At 69.0% G+C, this 17,374-nt stretch carries 9 protein-coding genes; 5 read left to right on the top strand and 4 right to left on the bottom strand.

What is annotated here, in order from left to right; all coding sequences use genetic code 11:
- Nucleotide 1 precedes the first annotated feature (1 nt).
- Nucleotides 2–694, top strand: a complete 693-nt coding sequence (modB, locus tag CRO50_RS14645; RefSeq protein WP_097146657.1) for a molybdate ABC transporter permease subunit — start codon at nt 2–4, stop codon at nt 692–694.
- Nucleotides 691–1,773, top strand: coding sequence for a molybdenum ABC transporter ATP-binding protein (modC, locus tag CRO50_RS14640; protein WP_097146656.1), 1,083 nt, complete (start codon nt 691–693; stop codon nt 1,771–1,773). Before modB ends, modC begins: the two co-directional genes overlap by 4 nt.
- 274 nt (nt 1,774–2,047) lie before the next feature.
- Here modC and CRO50_RS14635 read toward each other — a convergent pair whose 3' ends face one another.
- Together CRO50_RS14635 and CRO50_RS14630 are read right to left on the bottom strand one after the other, a co-directional pair.
- Entirely contained in the window at nt 2,048–3,286 is a 1,239-nt protein-coding gene (locus CRO50_RS14635; protein WP_097146655.1) for a saccharopine dehydrogenase family protein, read from the bottom strand.
- 52 nt (nt 3,287–3,338) lie between these two features.
- A complete protein-coding gene (locus tag CRO50_RS14630) occupies nt 3,339–4,430 on the bottom strand; it encodes a carboxynorspermidine decarboxylase (RefSeq protein WP_097146654.1) in 1,092 nt (363 codons plus the stop codon).
- A 158-nt stretch (nt 4,431–4,588) separates the two neighbouring features.
- On the opposite strand from CRO50_RS14630, the gene CRO50_RS14625 reads away from it, so the two are divergent.
- The gene (locus CRO50_RS14625) at nt 4,589–5,494 is read left to right on the top strand and encodes a hypothetical protein (RefSeq protein WP_097146653.1); all 906 of its coding nucleotides are present in this window, start codon (nt 4,589–4,591) and stop codon (nt 5,492–5,494) included.
- On the opposite strand, the gene CRO50_RS20535 is transcribed toward CRO50_RS14625, so the two are convergent.
- Nucleotides 5,491–6,525 (bottom strand): glycosyltransferase family 2 protein, encoded by a 1,035-nt coding sequence (locus CRO50_RS20535; protein ID WP_416061089.1) that lies wholly within the window; start codon nt 6,523–6,525, stop codon nt 5,491–5,493. The genes CRO50_RS14625 and CRO50_RS20535 overlap by 4 nt on opposite strands.
- A gap of 640 nt (nt 6,526–7,165) precedes the next feature.
- Nucleotides 7,166–8,233: a glycosyltransferase family 2 protein gene (locus CRO50_RS14615; RefSeq protein WP_097146651.1), complete on the bottom strand. Its 1,068-nt coding sequence runs from the start codon at nt 8,231–8,233 to the stop codon at nt 7,166–7,168.
- Nucleotides 8,234–8,680: 447 nt separating this feature from the next.
- Here CRO50_RS14615 and CRO50_RS14610 point away from each other — a divergent pair, with 447 nt between their 5' ends.
- Entirely contained in the window at nt 8,681–15,964 is a 7,284-nt protein-coding gene (locus tag CRO50_RS14610) for a type I polyketide synthase (RefSeq protein ID WP_179747295.1), read from the top strand.
- Nucleotides 15,961–17,373 carry an aminotransferase class I/II-fold pyridoxal phosphate-dependent enzyme gene (locus CRO50_RS14605; protein WP_198431778.1) on the top strand — a complete coding sequence of 471 codons (1,413 nt, stop codon included), beginning with the start codon at nt 15,961–15,963 and terminating at the stop codon, nt 17,371–17,373. Before CRO50_RS14610 ends, CRO50_RS14605 begins: the two co-directional genes overlap by 4 nt.
- Nucleotide 17,374 lies beyond the last annotated feature (1 nt).

Raw genomic sequence — 17,374 nt, 5'->3', positions numbered from 1 at the left:
GGTGGACTGGCTGGGCCCCGAGGAATGGCAGGCCGTGCGTCTCTCGCTCAGGGTGGCCTTCTGGGCCATGCTGGCCAGCCTGCCGCCGGGGGTGCTTTGCGCCTATGCGCTGGCACGCTGGCGCTTTCCGGGGCGGCAGCTGTTGAACCTTCTGGTGCATCTGCCGCTGGTGCTGCCGCCGGTGGTCACGGGCTACCTGCTGCTGATCACGCTGGGCCGCCGGGCACCGCTCGGGAGCTTCCTGGAGGGCCTCGGCATCACCTTCGCCTTCCACTGGACCGGCGCCGCGCTGGCCGCCGCGATCATGGGCTTTCCGCTGCTGGTCCGCGCCATCCGCCTGTCGCTGGAAGCTGTTGATCCCAAACTGGAAGAGGCCGCCGCCACCCTCGGCGCGCCGCCCGTCTGGCGCTTCCTGACGGTCACCCTGCCGCTGATCCTGCCGGGGCTGCTGGCCGGCGCGGTCCTGTCCTTCGCCAAGGCGATGGGAGAGTTCGGGGCGACGATCACCTTCGTCTCGAACATCCCCGGCGAGACCCGCACGCTGCCCTCGGCGATCTACGCCTTCCTGCAGGTGCCCGGCGGCGAGGCCTCGGCCCTCCGCCTGGTCGCGCTTTCGGTGATCCTCGCCATGTCGGCGCTGGCGCTCTCCGAGCTGCTGGCGCATCGCATCGCGCGTCGGGTGCGCGGCGCATGAGCCTCTCGCTGCGCCTGCGCCACAGTTTCGGCAGCGCCGGGCTGGATCTGAGCTTCGAGGCGCCGCCGGGGCTGACGGTGCTCTTCGGCGCTTCGGGGGCCGGCAAGACCAGCGTTGTCCGCGCGGTGGCAGGCCTGCTGCGCCCGGACGAGGGGCGGATCGCGCTGGACGAAAGGGTGCTCTTCGACAGCGGCCAGGGGGTCGATCTCAGGCCACACCGCCGCCGCGTCGGCTATGTCTTTCAGGAACCACGCCTTTTCCCCCACCTCTCGGTGCGCGGCAACCTCGGCTACGGGCGCCGCTTCGCGCGCGCGGGCAAGTCGCAGGATTTCGACCGCATCACCGACATGCTGGGCCTGGCCCCCCTGCTGTCCCGTCGCCCCGGCGCGCTTTCGGGGGGCGAGCAGCAGCGGGTCGCCATCGGCCGGGCGCTGCTCTCGGACCCGCAGATCCTGCTGGCGGATGAACCGCTCTCGGCCCTCGATACCGCGCGCAAGGACGAGATCCTGCCCTGGCTGGAACGGCTGCGCGACGAGGCCGGGTTGCCGATCCTCTATGTCAGCCACTCGGTGCAGGAGGTCGCGCGGCTGGCCACCACGGTGATCGAGCTGGAGGCCGGGCGGATCACCCGCATGGGCCCCGCGGTCGAGGTCTTCTCTGACCCCGGTTTCACCCCCTCGGGCACGCGGGAGGCGGGCGCGCTGATCACCGCGCGCATCCGAAGCCATCATGCCGATGGCTTGAGCGAGCTTGACGCGGGCGGTGCCGCGCTCTTCCTGCCGCGCCTCGCCCAGCCCGAGGGAACAGAGCTGCGCCTGCGCCTGCCGGCCAGCGACGTGATCTTGTCGCGCCGCCGGCCCGAGGGGCTCTCCGCGCTCAACATCGTCGCCGGACGCGTGGTTTCGATCCGGGAAGGCCATGGGCCGGGGGCGCTGGTGGCGGTCGAGACGCGGGCCGGGCAGATCCTCGCACGGCTCACGCAGCGCTCTGTCAGCGCGCTGGAGCTGGCGGAGGGTGTGGAGTGCCACGCCATCCTCAAGACCCTCTCCATCGCGCCGGGCAACGTGGGAAGCGGGTAGGGGGCTCTGCCCCCATCTCCTGCGGAGATCCCCCCGCAGTATTTTCGGCCATCGGATGGAAGCAGGGGGGCTCTTGTCCCATTCCGAGGCCGGAAATCCTCTCGCCGGCGGCGGATCTGCCAGCGCGCTCCGGGCGCGACAGGGCAGGCTTTGCACCCCCCACACCCTCTATCCGACGGCTGAAAATACTGCCGCCGGAGGCATGCGACCCCGCGAAAGGAAAAGGCCCCCGACATTTCTGCCGGAGGCCCTCAAAAAACGGATCAGCGCGGGATCAGGCGTTCCAGGCCTTGTCTTCGCCGTTGAACTCGACGCGGGTCGGCAGGCCGATCTGGTCGAGGATGGTGAAGAAGGGCTTGGGGTCCATTTCCTCGACGTTCTTCATCGTCTTGGCATCCCAGTCGCCCTTGGCGATCAGCATGGCCGCGGCCACCGGCGGCACGCCCGCGGTATAGGAGATGCCCTGGCTGCCCACTTCCTCGTAGGCTTCCTTGTGGTCTGCGACGTTGTAGACGAAGACCTCGACGTCCTGACCGTCCTTCGTGCCCTTCACCAGATCGCCGATGCAGGTCTTGCCGGTGTAATCGGGCGCGAGCGACGAGGGGTCGGGCAGGCAGGCCTTGACCACCTTCAGCGGGATCACCTCTTGCCCCTCGGCAGTGGTGACGGGCTGTTCCGAGAGCAGGCCGATGTTCTTCAGCACGGTGAAGACATTGATGTAATGCTCGCCGAAGCCCATCCAGAACCGCACGTCGGCGTGGGGGTAGTTGGCGGCCAGCGAATGCACCTCGTCATGACCCGACTGGTAAGCGCGCTGCGTGCCCACGACCGGCAGGTCCCAGTCGCGGCCCGAGGCGAACATGGTGGTCTCTTTCCACTGCTGGTCTTCCCAGTAGTAGACCACCCCGGTGAATTCGCGGAAGTTGATCTCGGGGTCGAAGTTGGTGGCGAAGTACTTGCCGTGGCTGCCCGCGTTGATGTCGACGATGTCGATCGACTTCACCTCGTCCATGTAGGTGTCGATGGCGTAGCGGGCAAAGGCGTTGACCACGCCCGGATCGAAACCGGCGCCGAGGATCGCGGTGACGCCCTTCTCGGCGCAGAGATCGCGCTTCTTCCATTCGTAGTTGGCATACCACGGCGGGGTTTCGCAGATCTTGTCGGGCTCTTCGTGGATCGCGGTGTCGATATAGGCCGCACCCGTTTCGATGCAGGCATCCAGCACCGACATGTTGACGAAGGCGGTGCCCACGTTGATGACGATCTGCACGTCCTTTTCACGGATCAGCGCGGCGGTTGCGGCCACGTCTAGGGCATCAAGGGCATGGGCCTCGAAGATACCATCGACCTTCATCGCGCCCTTCTCGCGCACGGTTTCGAGAATGGCATCGCATTTCGATTTCGTCCGGCTGGCGATATGGAGATCACCAAGAACATCGTTGTTCTGGGCGCACTTATGCGCCACGACCTGGGCGACGCCGCCGGCGCCGATGATGAGGACATTGCGTTTCATCAGTTCGGGAAACCCCCTTTTGTTCAGGTTGGTCTCCGCCTCTGCCGCGGGCTTAGCCCAGGGCCGAGACGAAATCGTCGTAGTTGAAGTCGCGCACGAGACGCTCGGTCCCGTCAAGCTCGCGGATGGCGATGGAGGGCATCTGCACTCCGTTGAACCAGTTCTTCTTCACCATGGTGTAGCCTGCGGCGTCCTGGATCGACAGGCGTTCGCCCGGCTGCAGCGCATGGTCGAAGCGGAACTCGCCGAAAATGTCTCCGGCCAGGCAGGACTTGCCGCAGACCATCCACTCCTGCTCGCCCGCCTCTTCCATCTTGGCGCTCTCGCGGTAGATCAGCAGATCCAGCATATGCGCCTCGATGGAGCTGTCGACGATGGCCAGGTTCTTGCCGTTGTGGAGCGTGTCCAGCACGGTGACCTCCAGCGTCGTCGAGCGGGTGATCGCCGCTTCGCCGGGCTCCAGGTAGACCTGCACCTCGTTCTCTCCGGCGAAACGCTTCAGGCGTTCGGCCAGGCGGTCGAGCGGGTAGCCCTCGCCGGTGAAATGGATGCCGCCGCCCAGGCTGATCCACTCCATGCGGCGGATCAGGTGGCCGAAGCGCTGCTCGATCATGCCCAGCATGGCGTCGAAGCGCTCGAAGTCGGCGTTCTCGCAATTGTTGTGGAACATGAAGCCCGAGATCATCTCGGCCACCGGCTCGATATCCTCGGGGGCATGTTCGCCCAGGCGCGAGAAGGGGCGGGCCGGGTCGGCCAGGTCGAAGCCCGAGGTCGAAACACCGGGGTTTACCCGCAGGCCACGGGTGTGACCGGCGGACTGGGTCTCGAAGCGCTGCAGCTGCTGGGCGGTGTTGAAGATCACCTTGTCCGAATTGGCGAGCACCTCGTCGATCTCGTGATCGGCCCAGGCGACGGAATAGGCGTGGGTCTCTCCGGGGAACTTCTGCCGCCCCAGCTTCACCTCGAAGAGCGACGAGGAGGTGGTGCCGTCCATGTAGTCGGACATGAAATCGAAGACGCCCCAGGAGGCAAAGCACTTCAGCGCCAGCAGGGCCTTGGCGCCGGACGCCTCGCGCAGCTGGGCGATCTTTTCCATGTTGGGCAGCAGGCGGGCCTTGTCGATGAGGTAGTAGGGGGTCTGCATGGCAACACTCCGGGGGGCGCGCGGGGAAGGGCTCAGGTAGGGCCGCGAAAGGGTGCGGCAAGTTTCGCCTGCCCTTTGGGGGTTTTGTCCCCTCTGCGCAAGATGTTTCCCGGCAGAGGCAGGGTTAACGGGGGCGTAACTTCTTTCAGGATACACCCTTGGCCAAGCTGGGCAAACCGGGGGGCGGTATGGGCCGTGTTCTCTTCTTCGTGCATGTGCCGAAATGCGCCGGGATGTCACTGACCAATGCGCTGGAACGGCATCTTGCGCCCGCGCAGGTGTATCAGAGCACCTCTCTGATCTCGAACCTGCGGCGCGGGCGGCCGGATTTCCTTGAAATCGCAGAACCGTGGCAGCTGCGGGCAGTCATCGGCCATTGGCTGCACGAGGCGATGCTGCCCTACCTGCGGGGAGAGCTGCTCTTTGCCAGCTCGCTGCGTGAACCGGCGGCCCGCATCCGCAGCCAGTACCGTTTCGACATGGCCCTGCGCGCGCCGGGGTGGCGGCCCGAGGGGGCCGAGGATTTCCTGCGCCGCAATCGCAATGTCATGTGCTCTTTCCTGCTGGCGCCCTTTCCCTCGATCCGCCGGGCCCATGGGTCGGCGCTCGAGGGGGCGAAGGCGGTGCTGCGGGGCATGGACCGGGTCTTCGACATTCCCGGTGCCGGTGCGGGACAGGCGGAGTTGCTGAAGGCCCTGGGCATCGCGGCGCCGGACCTGCGGGCCGAGAATGTCTCGGTCGGGCGGGGTGTCGACTGGCCGGGCACGGAGGCAGAGCTGCTGGAGGCCGCCGGGGACGACCTGGCGCTCTACCGCTGGTTCCGCGCGGCAGCAGAGCGGCGGCCCGAGGCGGCCAACCCGGTCTTCGACCCGAAGGCCCGCGCCCGTCTGGCGGCGCTGTCGCAGGCAGACCACCGGCCTGAGCTTCTGGCGCGCTACCTTGCCGCCAAGCTGGGGCGGGAGCTCAGGGTCGAGACGCCCGATGTCGGCAGGATGCAGGCGCGGCTCTACCGGCGGCGCATCTATGCCCTGGCCCTGCACGAAGCCTTCATCGCCGCCGGCTAGGCCCTTTCGCGGATCGCGCGGTCGGCGCGCAGCATGTCCACATGCAGGGAGGGCCCGTCGAGGAAGGCAAAGACATAGCCATCGCCCAGGGCGTGCAGGCGCTTGTCGAGCCGCGCGGCTTCGCGCGCGAAGCTCTCGGGCAGCAGCTGCGGCCGGGCGGCGCTCTCGATCCCCGGCCCCCAGACATGGCGCATGTAGGTCCAGAGCTCGGCCGCGCCGCGCAGGAAATCGGCGCGCAGATCCTCTCGCAACCCGTCATGGCTCCACTTCAGGGTGCTGAAGAAGGAGGTCGCAACAGGGCCGAAATCGCTCCACCCCTCCTGGACCGCACGGCGCAGCACCATGCGGTACATCTCGAGAGAGTAGAAGGCCCGCTCGTCGCCCTGGCGGATGTCCTGCCCGGCATGCTGGCGGTAGAGGTAGTGCAGGCCGTCTCGGGCCGGGATCAGCCCGGCATGGTAGCCGGTCAGGATCTGGAAGATCTGGTCGTCGAAGGCGCGGATATGCTCGGGGAACCAGATGTTTCTGGCGTCCAGCATGTCGCGCCGGTAGATCCGCCGCCAAATCGTCGGCTGCCCGGTCACCACCTCGGGCCAGGGCAGGTCAAAGACCTCAACCGCGCCGAATTGCCGGCGGGGCAGGTGGTCGAAGGCATCCGGAGAACGCTCGTGCCTGCGCCCCTCGGGCGTGTCGCGGAAGGGGCGGAAACCGCCCTGAACCGCGCCCTGGCCGGAATAGCGGGCGAGCTCCAGCAGACCGGCGTAGAAGCCGGGCTCCACCGCGTCATCGGCATCGACGAAGGCGATATGCGCCGCGCCCGAGTGCATCCGGCCCCAGTTCCGCGCCGAGGCGCAGCCACCGTTGGGCTTGTCGAGCAGCGTCAGGCCGGGCAGATCGCCGAAGCGGTCGAGGACCCGCGCAGGGCTGTCATCGGTCGAGCCGTCGTTCACGACCCAGATATGCTGATCCGGTGGCGCGTCCTGCAACAGGCTGCCCAGGCAATCCTCGATCGTCTCCTGGGAATTATACATGGCCACCACCACGTCCAGACCCGCGTGCGCCTCTCCCGGATCGCGCCTGAGCCGCCAGGGGCTGCCCGCGAAGGGCAGGTAGACCGAGGTCTGCCTTGTCCCCAAGAGACGCGAGGGCGGCGGCTCGGCCCAGGACTCTCCCAGCAGGAAGGGCGGCAGCTGCTCGGCGAAAGCCTCGAGGATCGCGGCCTCGTGTCCCGGCGCGGTGAGCTTCAGCAGATCCGCAGAGAGATCGACCAGCCACTCGGGCGGCTTGGCGGGCAGGGGTTCAGCCAGGCCGCCGCCCTGCCAATGCGCGACATCGGCGGAGAGGAAGGCGGGACGCTTGCGGCTGCGGATCAACGGTGCCTTGCCCCTGGCCCCCGGCACGATGGCAATTTGCTGCGCTTCGATCCGCGCGCCAAGCCCATGCTCGGCGATGTTCCTTTCCAGCGCCTCGAAGGCCTTCGGGTCGGGTTCCAGGCAGGTCACACGCCAGCCCGGCCAGGCCAGCGCGAAGGGCAGGGCGAAGGCCCCGAAACCCGCGCCCAGATCGACTGCGTGGCCTGTCTTCGGCAGGCGCCAGCGCGCCAGGGCGGGCTCGTAGATCTCGCGCAGGCGCCAGTGGCTGTCGTCGCGCAGGAAGGCGTCGCCTGTGGTCTCAAGCGCGACGCTGCGGCCAAAGGCGCGGAAGACGGAGGGGGCGGATGACATTGGGCGATACCTCTCTTGCGGCGGGCAGCCTCGTGTCGGCCAAGCACGCCTCCAGCCAGTCGCGGTGCGGCGCGAAGGGCTCGAACACCGGTGGGGTGATGCGGGCAAGTTGCCTGAAGCGCGGATCGGCCAGGGCCAAGACAGCGATCAGCCCGGTGCGGAAGGCGGCCCGATGGGCATGCGACAGCATCTCTTCGCACCAGCGCAGGAGCTTGGCGAGCGAGAGCATCAGCGCGGTGCGGCACAGCGGGTCGTCGGCCTCGGGCAGGGCGCTGAACCGGCTGAGCAGCAGGCGCGCCACCGCCAGCATGTCGAAACGCGTCATGTCCCGCGCCGTGGTCAACTGGCTGCGCGCCGGGCGGCGATAGTAGGTGAAGACGGGGTGCGGACAGAGCGCTATGCGCCGCGCCTGTGCCACGGCCAGGGCATGAAAGTAGAGGTCTTCGAAGATCTGGCCCGGTGGAAAGCCCAGCGGGGGATCTGACAGGATCTTCCGCCGGATCAGCTTGTTGGCCGATTGCGGCTCGGCCAGCAAGGCCAGGGCCTGCGCTGTCCTGAAACCTGGCGTGTCCGGCACAGCAGGGCGGCCGTCCAGATGCTCTTCCAGCGCGTCCAGCACCGCGCGGTCGTAGAAAGGCTGAAGCTGTCCGTTCTCCTCCGACAGATGCCCCCGGCACAGCACCAGGTCCGGCGCGTCCTCCCGGACGATCCGATCCAGGCACTCAAGCGCCCAGGGCGGCCGGGTGTCATCGGCGTCGAGAAAGCACAGGTAGTCGCCCCGCGCCGCCGAAATGCCCCGGTTGCGCGCCGCAGAGAGCCCGCCGTTGGCCTGCCGGATTCGCCTGATCCGCGCATCCCGGTAGCCCGCCGCCACGGCGCGCGTTGCCTCATCCGCACCGTCGTCGACCAGGATCAGCTCGAAGTCCTCCAGCGTCTGGCCCAGCAGGCTGTCCAGACTTTCACCCAATAGCCTTCCCTCGCCGAAGAATGGCGTGATGCAAGAGAACCGCGTCACCGCACGGTGCCCCGTATGCCCGGCCCGATCTTCATCGCCTGCGCCCTTCTGTCGTCATCGCTTTCCCCACTATGCGGTCTGAGTGTTAACTTTCCGTTGTCCCCGCCGCGGCGTGACCGAGACCGCCTGCCGCAGGTGCACTGCCCGATATGCCAAAAGGTCGCAGGGCAGGTCGTAAGATGCTGGAAGTAATCAACTTTCGTGGGTACCTTGGGCCCCTCAGGGCGGCGCATACGTGGTCTGGACGCCCTGGGCGCATGCCACATGGCGCGCATAAACCGTTTCTTAAGTCCCCCCGGATTTTCTAGCGCCGCGACGAGAGGCTGCTCTGCCCCGGTCAAGGCCGGGAAATCGCGTGGTGACCTGCGACCGACAGGGCGGCGTCTCTCCTGTATTTCTTGCGCTTCCGGCGGGCCACCTGGCTGGCGCCGAGGGTCAGGGGGAACGATGATCAGATTCGCCGGCCGCGCCTGCCGATTGCCCATGGCCCCGAACGTCGAGGCCTTCGAGGAGCTGCTCTATGCCGGGCGTTCGGCGGTGACCGAGATCCCGGAGACGCGCTGGCGCCATGCGCCCTTCTTCCACCCGGTACCGGGCACGCCGGGTCGGACCTACAGCTTCGCGGCGGGTGTGATCGACGGGATCGACCAGTTCGATCCGGCGGTCTTTGGCATCTCTCCGCGCGAGGCGCTCTATATGGATCCGCAGCAGCGGCTCTTCCTGCAGGTGGTCTGGGAGGCACTGGAAGACGCCTGCCTGAAGCCATCGGAGCTCGCGGGCAGGGATATCGGCGTCTTCGCCGGCGCCTCGCTGATGGACTACGGCACCGGGCTGTCCCATGATCCGCAGGCGGCGGACAGCTACATCATGAGCGGCTCTTCCCTGGCGGTGATTGCCAATAGGGTCAGCCACATATTCGACTGGCACGGGCCCTCGATGACCATCGACACGGCCTGCTCCTCGTCTCTCTTCGCGCTCTCGGCGGCGCTGCAGGCTCTGGAGCGGGAGGAGGTCGAGATCGCCGTGGTCGGCGCCACTAACGCGCTGCTGATCCCCAACCAGTTCGTGGGGTTCGCCGCCGCGCGGATGCTCTCTCCGACGGGGCTCTGCCAGGCCTTCGGTGCCGGGGCGGATGGCTATGTGCGGGGCGAGGGCGCGGTGGCCTTCGTGCTGGTGCGCGACGAGGCGGGGCGGCGGCTGTCTCCGCGCCACCGAGGCCGGTTGCTGCATGTCGAGACGAATACCAGCGGCAGGACGGTGAATATCGCCTTGCCGTCCGAGGCGGCGCAATTCTCGCTACTGCAAAGCGCCTACCAGCGCGCCGGGATCGACCCCGATGCGCTGGCCTTCGTCGAGGCCCATGGCACCGGCACCGCCGTCGGGGACCCGGTCGAGGCCGGCGCCCTGGGGCGTGCCCTTGGCCAGCGTCGCAGCCAGCCCCTGCCCATCGGATCGGTCAAGAGCAACATCGGTCACCTGGAGCCGGCAGCGGGCAGCGCGGGTCTGCTCAAATCCCTGATCGCGCTCGAAAAGAAGCGTCTTCCGCCCAGCCTGCACGCGGCGCGGCCCAACCCTGCGATTGCCTTCGACAGCCTCAATCTCTCGGTTGCGAACGAGGCGGTCGAGCTGGGAGAGGGCCGGCTCGCCGGTGTCAGTTCCTTCGGCTTCGGCGGGGCCAATGCCCATGCGGTGATCGCCGCCGATCCGCCCGATCCCCTAACCGATCCCCTGCCCGAGGCCCAGACAGGGGACGACGCGCGCCCGGTGCTTCTGGCCTCTGCCTTCTGTCGCGAGGCGCTGCAACAGAGCCTCGAAGAGAGCCTTTCCAGAGCGCATGGCCCGGATGGTGCGCAGAACCGGCGCCTGCATGACGAGGCCCTGCACCTGCGCGACCTGCACCCCGTGCGTGCCGCGATCCTCAGCCGCGACGCGGAGATGGCCCGTGCCGCCCATGCGGCCTTCCGCGCCGGCAAGAGCCACCCGGCGCTGGAGACCGCCCATGCCACGCTGAGGAACGCTCCGCCGGTCTTTCTCTTTTCCGGCAACGGCGCCCAATACGCGGGCATGAGCCTTGCCGCCTATGAAGGCAGCCCCGCCTTCCGAGCGGAATACGACCGTATTGATCGCGCCTGGCAAAGGCGCAGCGGCTGGTCGCTGGTCGAGAAGCTGAACGCCCCTGACCTGGCCACCGAGCTTAAGCAGGCGCCGGTCTCGCAGCCGCTGCTCTTTGCCGATCAGGCCGCCACCGCACGTGCGCTCATGGCCGCGGGCGTGCAGCCCGCCGCGGTCCTGGGTCACAGCGCCGGAGAGGTCGCCGCCGCGCTCACCTGCGGGGCGCTGGATCTCGACCAGGCGGTGCGGCTCATCGAGGCGCGCTCGATGGTGCAACAGGCCCTGGCCGGGCGGGGCACCATGGCGGCCCTGCAACTGGGCGCCGAAGAGGCGCGGGCTGCGCTTGCCGACTACGGCGACCCGCAGATCGAGATCGCCGCAGAGAACAGTCCCCGCTCGGTGTCGCTTGTCGGTCCGCGCGAGGCGCTCGAGGCCTTCACCCGTCATGCCCGCAAGGTGTTGCGGCTGGCCTGCGTGCCGATCCGCGTCGACTATCCTTTCCATTCCTCCATGCAGGAAAGCCTGCGCGAGGCGCTTTTCGACAGGCTCGGCGTGCTGAAACCGGGGCCGGAGGCGCTGCCCTTCCATTCTTCCGTCACCGGCGGGCGCGTGGCCGGGGGCGATCTGGACAGCTTCTACTGGTGGCGCAACATGCGCCAGCCGGTGCTCTTCCACCGCGCGATGGCGGCAATGGCGGCGGAGGGGCGGGAGCTTTTCCTGGAAATCGGCCCGGACCCGGTGCTTGCAGGCTACGCGCGCGACGTGCTGAAAGAGGCCCGTGGCGGACTGATCCTGCCCGGCCTCAGCCGCAGGGACCCGGCCTCGCCCGACCCGATCGAGAGGTTGCAGGCGCGCCTGCTGGTCCATGGCGCGGCGATGGACCGGGGCAAGCTGGCGCCCAGGCCCGAAGGGCCCGCGCGCGAGCTTGGCCATTACCCCTGGCAGCTGAAGCGCTTCGATGCCACCCGGACAGAGCCCCTGATGCGGACCAGCGGGCGGCAGGGCTACCACCCGCTGCTGGGCATCGAAAGCGCCGCCGATGCGCATCAATGGCAGAACGAGATGGATCCGGACCTGCAGTCGGTCTTTGCCGATCACCGGGTGGGCGGCCAGGTGCTTTTGCCCGGCACGGCGCTGGTCGAGATGGCCCTTGCGGCCGCAGAGCGGGGCCTCGGGACAAGGGAGATCGCGCTGCTGGACTTCGACATGCTTTCCGCCCTGCCGCTGCCGCCGCGCAGCCTGTCGGAAACACGGGTCGAGCTTTCGGGGCCCGAGCGGCGCCTGCGTGTCTCCTCTCGCCCGCGCTGGAGCCGTGAGGCCTGGCGACTGCATGCCTCGGGCCGGGTAGCGCGGGCTGAGCCGGATCTGGCCGAGGTCGCCCCCGCGCCGGACCCCGACGTCCTGCCCGGCGACGGTCAGGCGCACCAGGTCTACCGCCAGGCCGAAGAGATCGGGCTGTCCTACGGTCCCGGTTTCCGCAACCTCTCGCATTTCCGCCGGCCCTCGGAGGAGGTGATCGAGGTGCTGCTGCAGGAGGCCCGGCCCGAGGGCTACGTACCCCGGGACTACCTGCTTGACCCGGTGTCCACCGATGCTGTGCTGCACGGGCTGATCGCCGCGCTCGACCAGAGCCGCTATGCCGATCTCGGCCTTGGCTTCGTGCCGGTGCGCGTGGCCAGACTGACCCTGCTGCGTCCCGGTGCCAAGGTCATGTCCGGTCGCATCACCCTGACCCGGCGCGGCGAGCGCAGCCTGCGCGCCGAGGTCACCCTTTACGACGAAGGGGGAGAGGCCACGGCGACGCTGCACGGGGTCGAAATGCGCGCCCTGCGGCTGATCCAACCGGTGGATTTCAGCGCCCATGCCTTCGGGATGGACTGCGTGCCACTGCCCCGGTCCACGCCCCGAGCGCCCTGGGGCGAACTGCCTGACATGGCCGCCGAAACCGGCGGCGACCCTCTGGAGGAACCGGCTCTGCTGCTGGACGCCCTGGCCCGGAGGATCGCCATGGATGCCATGGCCGAGGCAGGCGATGCCGCCCGTCCCGAGCGTGCCGCCTGCCTGACGCCATTGCTGCCAGCGAGCAGCGCTGACGCCATGGGGGCCGCGCGGCCCCCCGCTGAGTTGCCCGAGGCCGACGCGCTGCTCGCCGGGATCTCTGCGGAGTACCCCTCTCTTGTCGCGGAATGCGCGGCGCTGGCGCGGCTGGCAGAGGTGCTGCCTGATGTCCTCGCGGGCCGGGCCGACCTGCCGTCGGAAGAGCAGCTCTTCGGTCGCGGGGTGCTACAGGGGCTCACGCAGGGATCGCCCCTGCTGCAGGCTCGCGCCAGGGCCCTGGCCGGTCGCACCATGGCCTTGCTGGGCGACTGGCCCGACGCGGCCTCTCCGCCGCGCCTGCTGGATGTGTCCGAAAGCGCCCCCCTGGTGCTGTCGCATCTGCGAAACGCCTTGCCCAAGGCCGAGCTCTGGTGCCTTGATGACACCTGCGACGCCCCGGTGCCACCACCACTGGCGGGGGGTATCGGACGGCTGGCCTCGTCTCATCTGAAGGCCTCGGGCGGCTTCGACATGATCCTGGGCTGCGGCTCTGGCCTGCGCCCCGTGGTCTCTTCCGAACGGCTCGCCGGACTGCGTGCCGCGATGCGACCGGGGGCGCTACTCCTGCTTTCCGAACAGGCGCCCCGGCCCCATGTCGCGCTCCTGCGCCTCGCTGGCGAACAGGCGCGAGAAACCGACCCCGAGGCGATACATCCGCCGCGTCTGCAAGCCGCCGAGGGCCTGCAGGAGGCTGCCATCGCCGCCGGTGCCGAGCCTTTCAGGGTGGAGGCCATGCCGCGGGGCGGGGGCGGCTCCCTGCTGATCCACGCCAAACCGGCGGAGCCGGAAGAGGTGTCACCAACTGATGCCGCCCCGGACCTTTGCGACAGGCTCTGGTCCGCTCTGGGCGAGAGCGAATACTGCGCCGCGCTTGGACAGGTCGAGACCGAAGACGCCCTCTTCCTCGTTGCCCGGCCCGAGGCCGATCCGGAAGCATTGCGGGCCCGTATTCTGCAATTTGCCAAGATCTTGCGTGACGCAGAGGCCGAGGGTGGGCGGGAGATCTGGCTGATTGCCCCGCAGGGGGCGGCCGCTGCGGGCCTGCCCGCCCCCGACCCGGCGCAGGCCGCCCTCTGGGCCCTCGCCCGGACGGCCAAGAACGAATATCCCGCCTGCCGCATCCATGCGGTGGATTGCGGCGCCGCGCCTGCGAAGGACAGCCTGCCGATGCTGCTGGAGCTCGTGGCCAGGGGCACGGACGAGACCGAGCTGGTTCTTCAGGATGGCACCTTTGCTGCGTTGCGGGTGCGGATGGGGGGCGACGCGCCGCCTCCGCTGACCCCCGCGCTTCGCCTGATGCCGGACCCGGCGGGGGGGCTCGACCGGCTGGCATGGCGCAGCGCCGCCTTGCCCGAACCGGGGCCGGGCGAGGTGCGGCTGAAGGTCGAGGCCGTGGGGCTGAACTACCGCGACGTGATGTGGTCCATGGGGCTCTTGCCGGAGGAGGCCTTGGACGGTGGCTTCGCGGGGCCGACCCTGGGGCTGGAATGCGCCGGCCGGATCGAGGCTCTGGGCGAGGGCGTCGAGGGGTTGCAGCCAGGGCAGCTGGTGGCAAGTTTCGGCCCCTCCTGCCTCTCGAGCCACATGACAACCGGCGCGGAATGGGTCGCGCCGCTGCCTGAGGGGATCTCGGCAGAGGCCGGGGCGACGATGCCCGTGGCCTTCTTCACCGCCTGGTATGCTCTGCAGCACCTGGGACAATTGCAGCCCGGTGAGACGGTGCTGATCCATGGCGCCGCGGGCGGTGTCGGGTTTGCGGCGGTGCAGATCGCCCAATGGCGCGGCGCGAAGGTGATCGCCACTGCCGGGACCGAGGCCAAGCGCGCCTACCTGCGCGCCCTCGGGGTGGACCATGTCCATTCCTCCCGCGATCTGCGCTTCGCCGAGGAGATCCCGAGCCTGGCGGGGGGCGTCGACCTGGTGCTGAACGCGCTGGCGGGCGAGGCGATGGAGCGCAGCCTGGCGCTGCTCAACCCCTTCGGGCGCTTCCTCGAGCTGGGCAAGGTCGATTTCTACGCCAATACCGGCGTCGGCCTGCGTCCGCTGAAAGAGAATATCGCCTACCACGGCGTCGACATCGACCGCCTGCTGGTGGCGCGCCCCGAGCTCGCCCGCAGCCTCTTTGCCGAGGTCATGGGGCTGATCCGCGAGGCGGCGCTCTCGCCGCTGCCATACAGGGCCTTCCCCGGCGAGGAGGCGCAAGAGGCGTTCCGACTGATGCAGCGCTCGGGCCATATCGGCAAGGTGGTGCTGCATCCGCCCCGGACGCCCACGCGGGCCCGCCCCGAGGTCCCGCCGATCTACCGCTGCGATGCCGAGAGCGTCACGCTGATCGCCGGCGGCGGCGGTGGGCTGGGGCTGGAGCTCGCCGACAGGTTGGTGCGCAACGGCGCGCGCAAGCTCGCGGTCATGGGCCGCTCTGCGGTGCCCGGTGCCGAGATGCGAGAGGCCATGACGCGGGCCCGCGACCGGGGCGCCGAGATCCGCCATCTCTCGTGCGACATCACCGACCGCGCCGCCCTGCACACCGCCCTGGCCGAGCTGCGAAGCTGGGGGCCTCTCTCGCTGGTGGTCAATAGTGCCATGGTTCTCAAGGACATGCGCCTGGCCGATCTCTCCGAGGCGGCGCTGGCCCAGGTGATGGCCGCGAAGATCACCGGGACAGAGAACCTCGATCTCGAGACGCGGCAGGATTCGCTGCGCAATTTCGTCGTCTTCACCTCGATGGCGACGCTGATCGGCAATCACGGGCAGGGCGCCTATGTCGCCGCCAATGCCTGGGCCGAGGCGCTGGTCCGGCGCCGACATGCGCAGGGGTTGCCGGCCCTTGCCGTGGGCTGGGGGGCGATCACCGATGCGGGCTACCTGACCCGCGACCGCGAGACGGCCCAGCTTCTGAAGCGCTTCGGCGGCGGGGTCGAGTTCGGCGTCCGCCAGGCCCTGCGCGCGCTTGACCAGTTGCTGGAGCCCGCGCAGCAGATCACCCGCGACCCGGTGATCTGGGTTTCGCCGATGTCCTGGGCCGCGCCGGCGCAAAGCTTGCGGCTGCTCAGGGCACCGACCTTCGGCATCCTGCAGGCGCTTGGCCGGCAGGCGGGTGAAGGGGCCGAGGGCGACGACCTGCGAGAGGCCATCACCGCGCTCTCCCCCGAGGCTGCGGTCAAGCGCCTGACGGCCTTCCTCGGGCGCGAGATCGCGCGCATCCTGCGGGTCCCCGAGGCCTCGCTTTCCGCCAGCCGCCCGGTGTCGGAGTTCGGTGTCGACAGCCTGATGGGGGTCGAGCTGGGCCTTGCCGCGCAGCAGGCACTTGGCGATGACATCCCGCTGATGGCGATCTCTGATGCCCAGAGCATGGAGGAGATCGCGGCCAGGATGGTGGCCCATATCCAGGGGGGCGGACGTGGCCATGCGCTGGCGGACCTGGCCTCCCAGCACCTGGTGTCCGGCGGGACGGAACCGGCCCCGCCCGGCCAGTTGGCCGGAGCGAAGGCGGGTGACGGCAAGATGGAGGCCGCGGAATGAGAGCAGCCCCCCACAGGCGTGGACTTGATCCCAAGATGCGCGGCGCGGCGCTGGCGGCGGCGCGGCAGGCGCTGGAAGAGCCCGCGCCGGCCCCGCATGATGTGCGCGACACGGCCAGAGTTCCCGAACGGCCGCGCAAGGCTGAGGTCTCGGGCCCCCGGCCCCAGGGGCTGAAAGAGCTCGAGGGGTTTCGCCAGTTGCAGATGCTGGAGCAGGCCGGCGCGGCCATTGGCCTTGGCTCGCCCTACTTCCGCCTGCACGAGGGCCATGCGCAAAGCCGCAGCCAAATCGCGGGCGCCGAGGTGCTGAACTTCGGCTCCTACGACTACCTCGGTCTGAACGCCGACCCAAGGCCCCGCCAGGCGGCCATGTCTGCGCTCGAGCGCTACGGGGTCTCGGCCTCGGGCAGCCGCATGGTGTCGGGGACGAGGCCGGTGCACCTGGCGCTGGAAGAGGCCCTGGCCCGGCACTATCACTGCGAGGCGGCGCTGAGCTTCGTCAGCGGCCATGCCACCAATGTCAGCCTGATCCCGACGCTGATGGAAGAGCGCGACCTGGTGCTCTCGGATGCCTTCGTGCACAATTCGGTCAGCACCGGCATGGCGCTGTCGGCGGCGGCGCGGCGCAGCTTTCCCCACAACGACATGGACGCGCTGGAACGCATCCTCGAGAACCACCGCCCCCTGCATCGGCATGTGCTGATCGTGGTCGAGGGGCTCTATTCCATGGATGGCGACCTGCCGGACCTGCCGCGCCTGCTGGCCCTGCGCGACCGCTACGACGCCTGGCTGATGGTGGACGAGGCCCATGCCCTGGGCCCCGTGGGGGCCAGCGGCCGGGGCGTTTTCGAGCATTTCGGCATCGACCCCGCAGAGGTCGATATCTGGATGGGGACCCTGTCGAAGACCCTTGCCTCCACAGGTGGTTACGTGGCGGGCAGCAAGGATTTGATCCGTTACCTGAAGGCCCGTGCGCCGGGGCATGTCTTCTCGGTCGCCCTGCCGCCCTGTCTGGCGGCCTCGGCGGCAGAGGCGTTGCGCCTACTCGCGCGCGAGCCGGGACGCGCGGCACAGCTGCAGACGCTCGGGGCGCATTTCCTTGAGAAGGCGCGCGACCTCGGGCTCGACTGCGGCGCGGCGGTTGGCTCGGGCGTGTTGCCGGTGATGATCGGGGACAGCGCGCTTGCCACCAAGCTCTCGGAGCGCCTGTTGGCGGCGGGCGTCAACGTGGCCCCGGTGACCTTCCCCGGCGTGCCCATGGGCAGCGCGCGGCTGCGCTTCTTCCTCTCCTCCGATCACCGGCCCGAGGATATCGACAGGGCGCTGGAGGCCACGCGCGATTGCCTCGATCAGCTCGAGGCCGAGGGTTTCACCCGGCTCCTTGGTGCGGCCCAGCGGGCGGGGGGCTGAG

Origin of the sequence: Pseudooceanicola antarcticus (genome assembly GCF_900215355.1) — a bacterium.
Lineage (GTDB): Bacteria > Pseudomonadota > Alphaproteobacteria > Rhodobacterales > Rhodobacteraceae > Pseudooceanicola > Pseudooceanicola antarcticus.
Note: the sequence above shows the minus strand (reverse complement) of the source record. Positions and strands in the feature narration are given on the sequence as shown.

What these genes read in the sequence shown, in the direction of transcription:
- CRO50_RS14610 (WP_179747295.1), top strand. Translation starts at nt 8,681, where the DNA reads ATGATCAGATTCGCCGGCCGCGCCTGCCGATTGCCCATGGCCCCGAAC.
- modC (WP_097146656.1), top strand. Translation starts at nt 691, where the DNA reads ATGAGCCTCTCGCTGCGCCTGCGCCACAGTTTCGGCAGCGCCGGGCTG.
- CRO50_RS20535 (WP_416061089.1), bottom strand. Translation starts at nt 6,525, where the DNA reads ATGTATAATTCCCAGGAGACGATCGAGGATTGCCTGGGCAGCCTGTTG.
- CRO50_RS14605 (WP_198431778.1), top strand. Translation starts at nt 15,961, where the DNA reads ATGAGAGCAGCCCCCCACAGGCGTGGACTTGATCCCAAGATGCGCGGC.
- CRO50_RS14630 (WP_097146654.1), bottom strand. Translation starts at nt 4,430, where the DNA reads ATGCAGACCCCCTACTACCTCATCGACAAGGCCCGCCTGCTGCCCAAC.
- CRO50_RS14635 (WP_097146655.1), bottom strand. Translation starts at nt 3,286, where the DNA reads ATGAAACGCAATGTCCTCATCATCGGCGCCGGCGGCGTCGCCCAGGTC.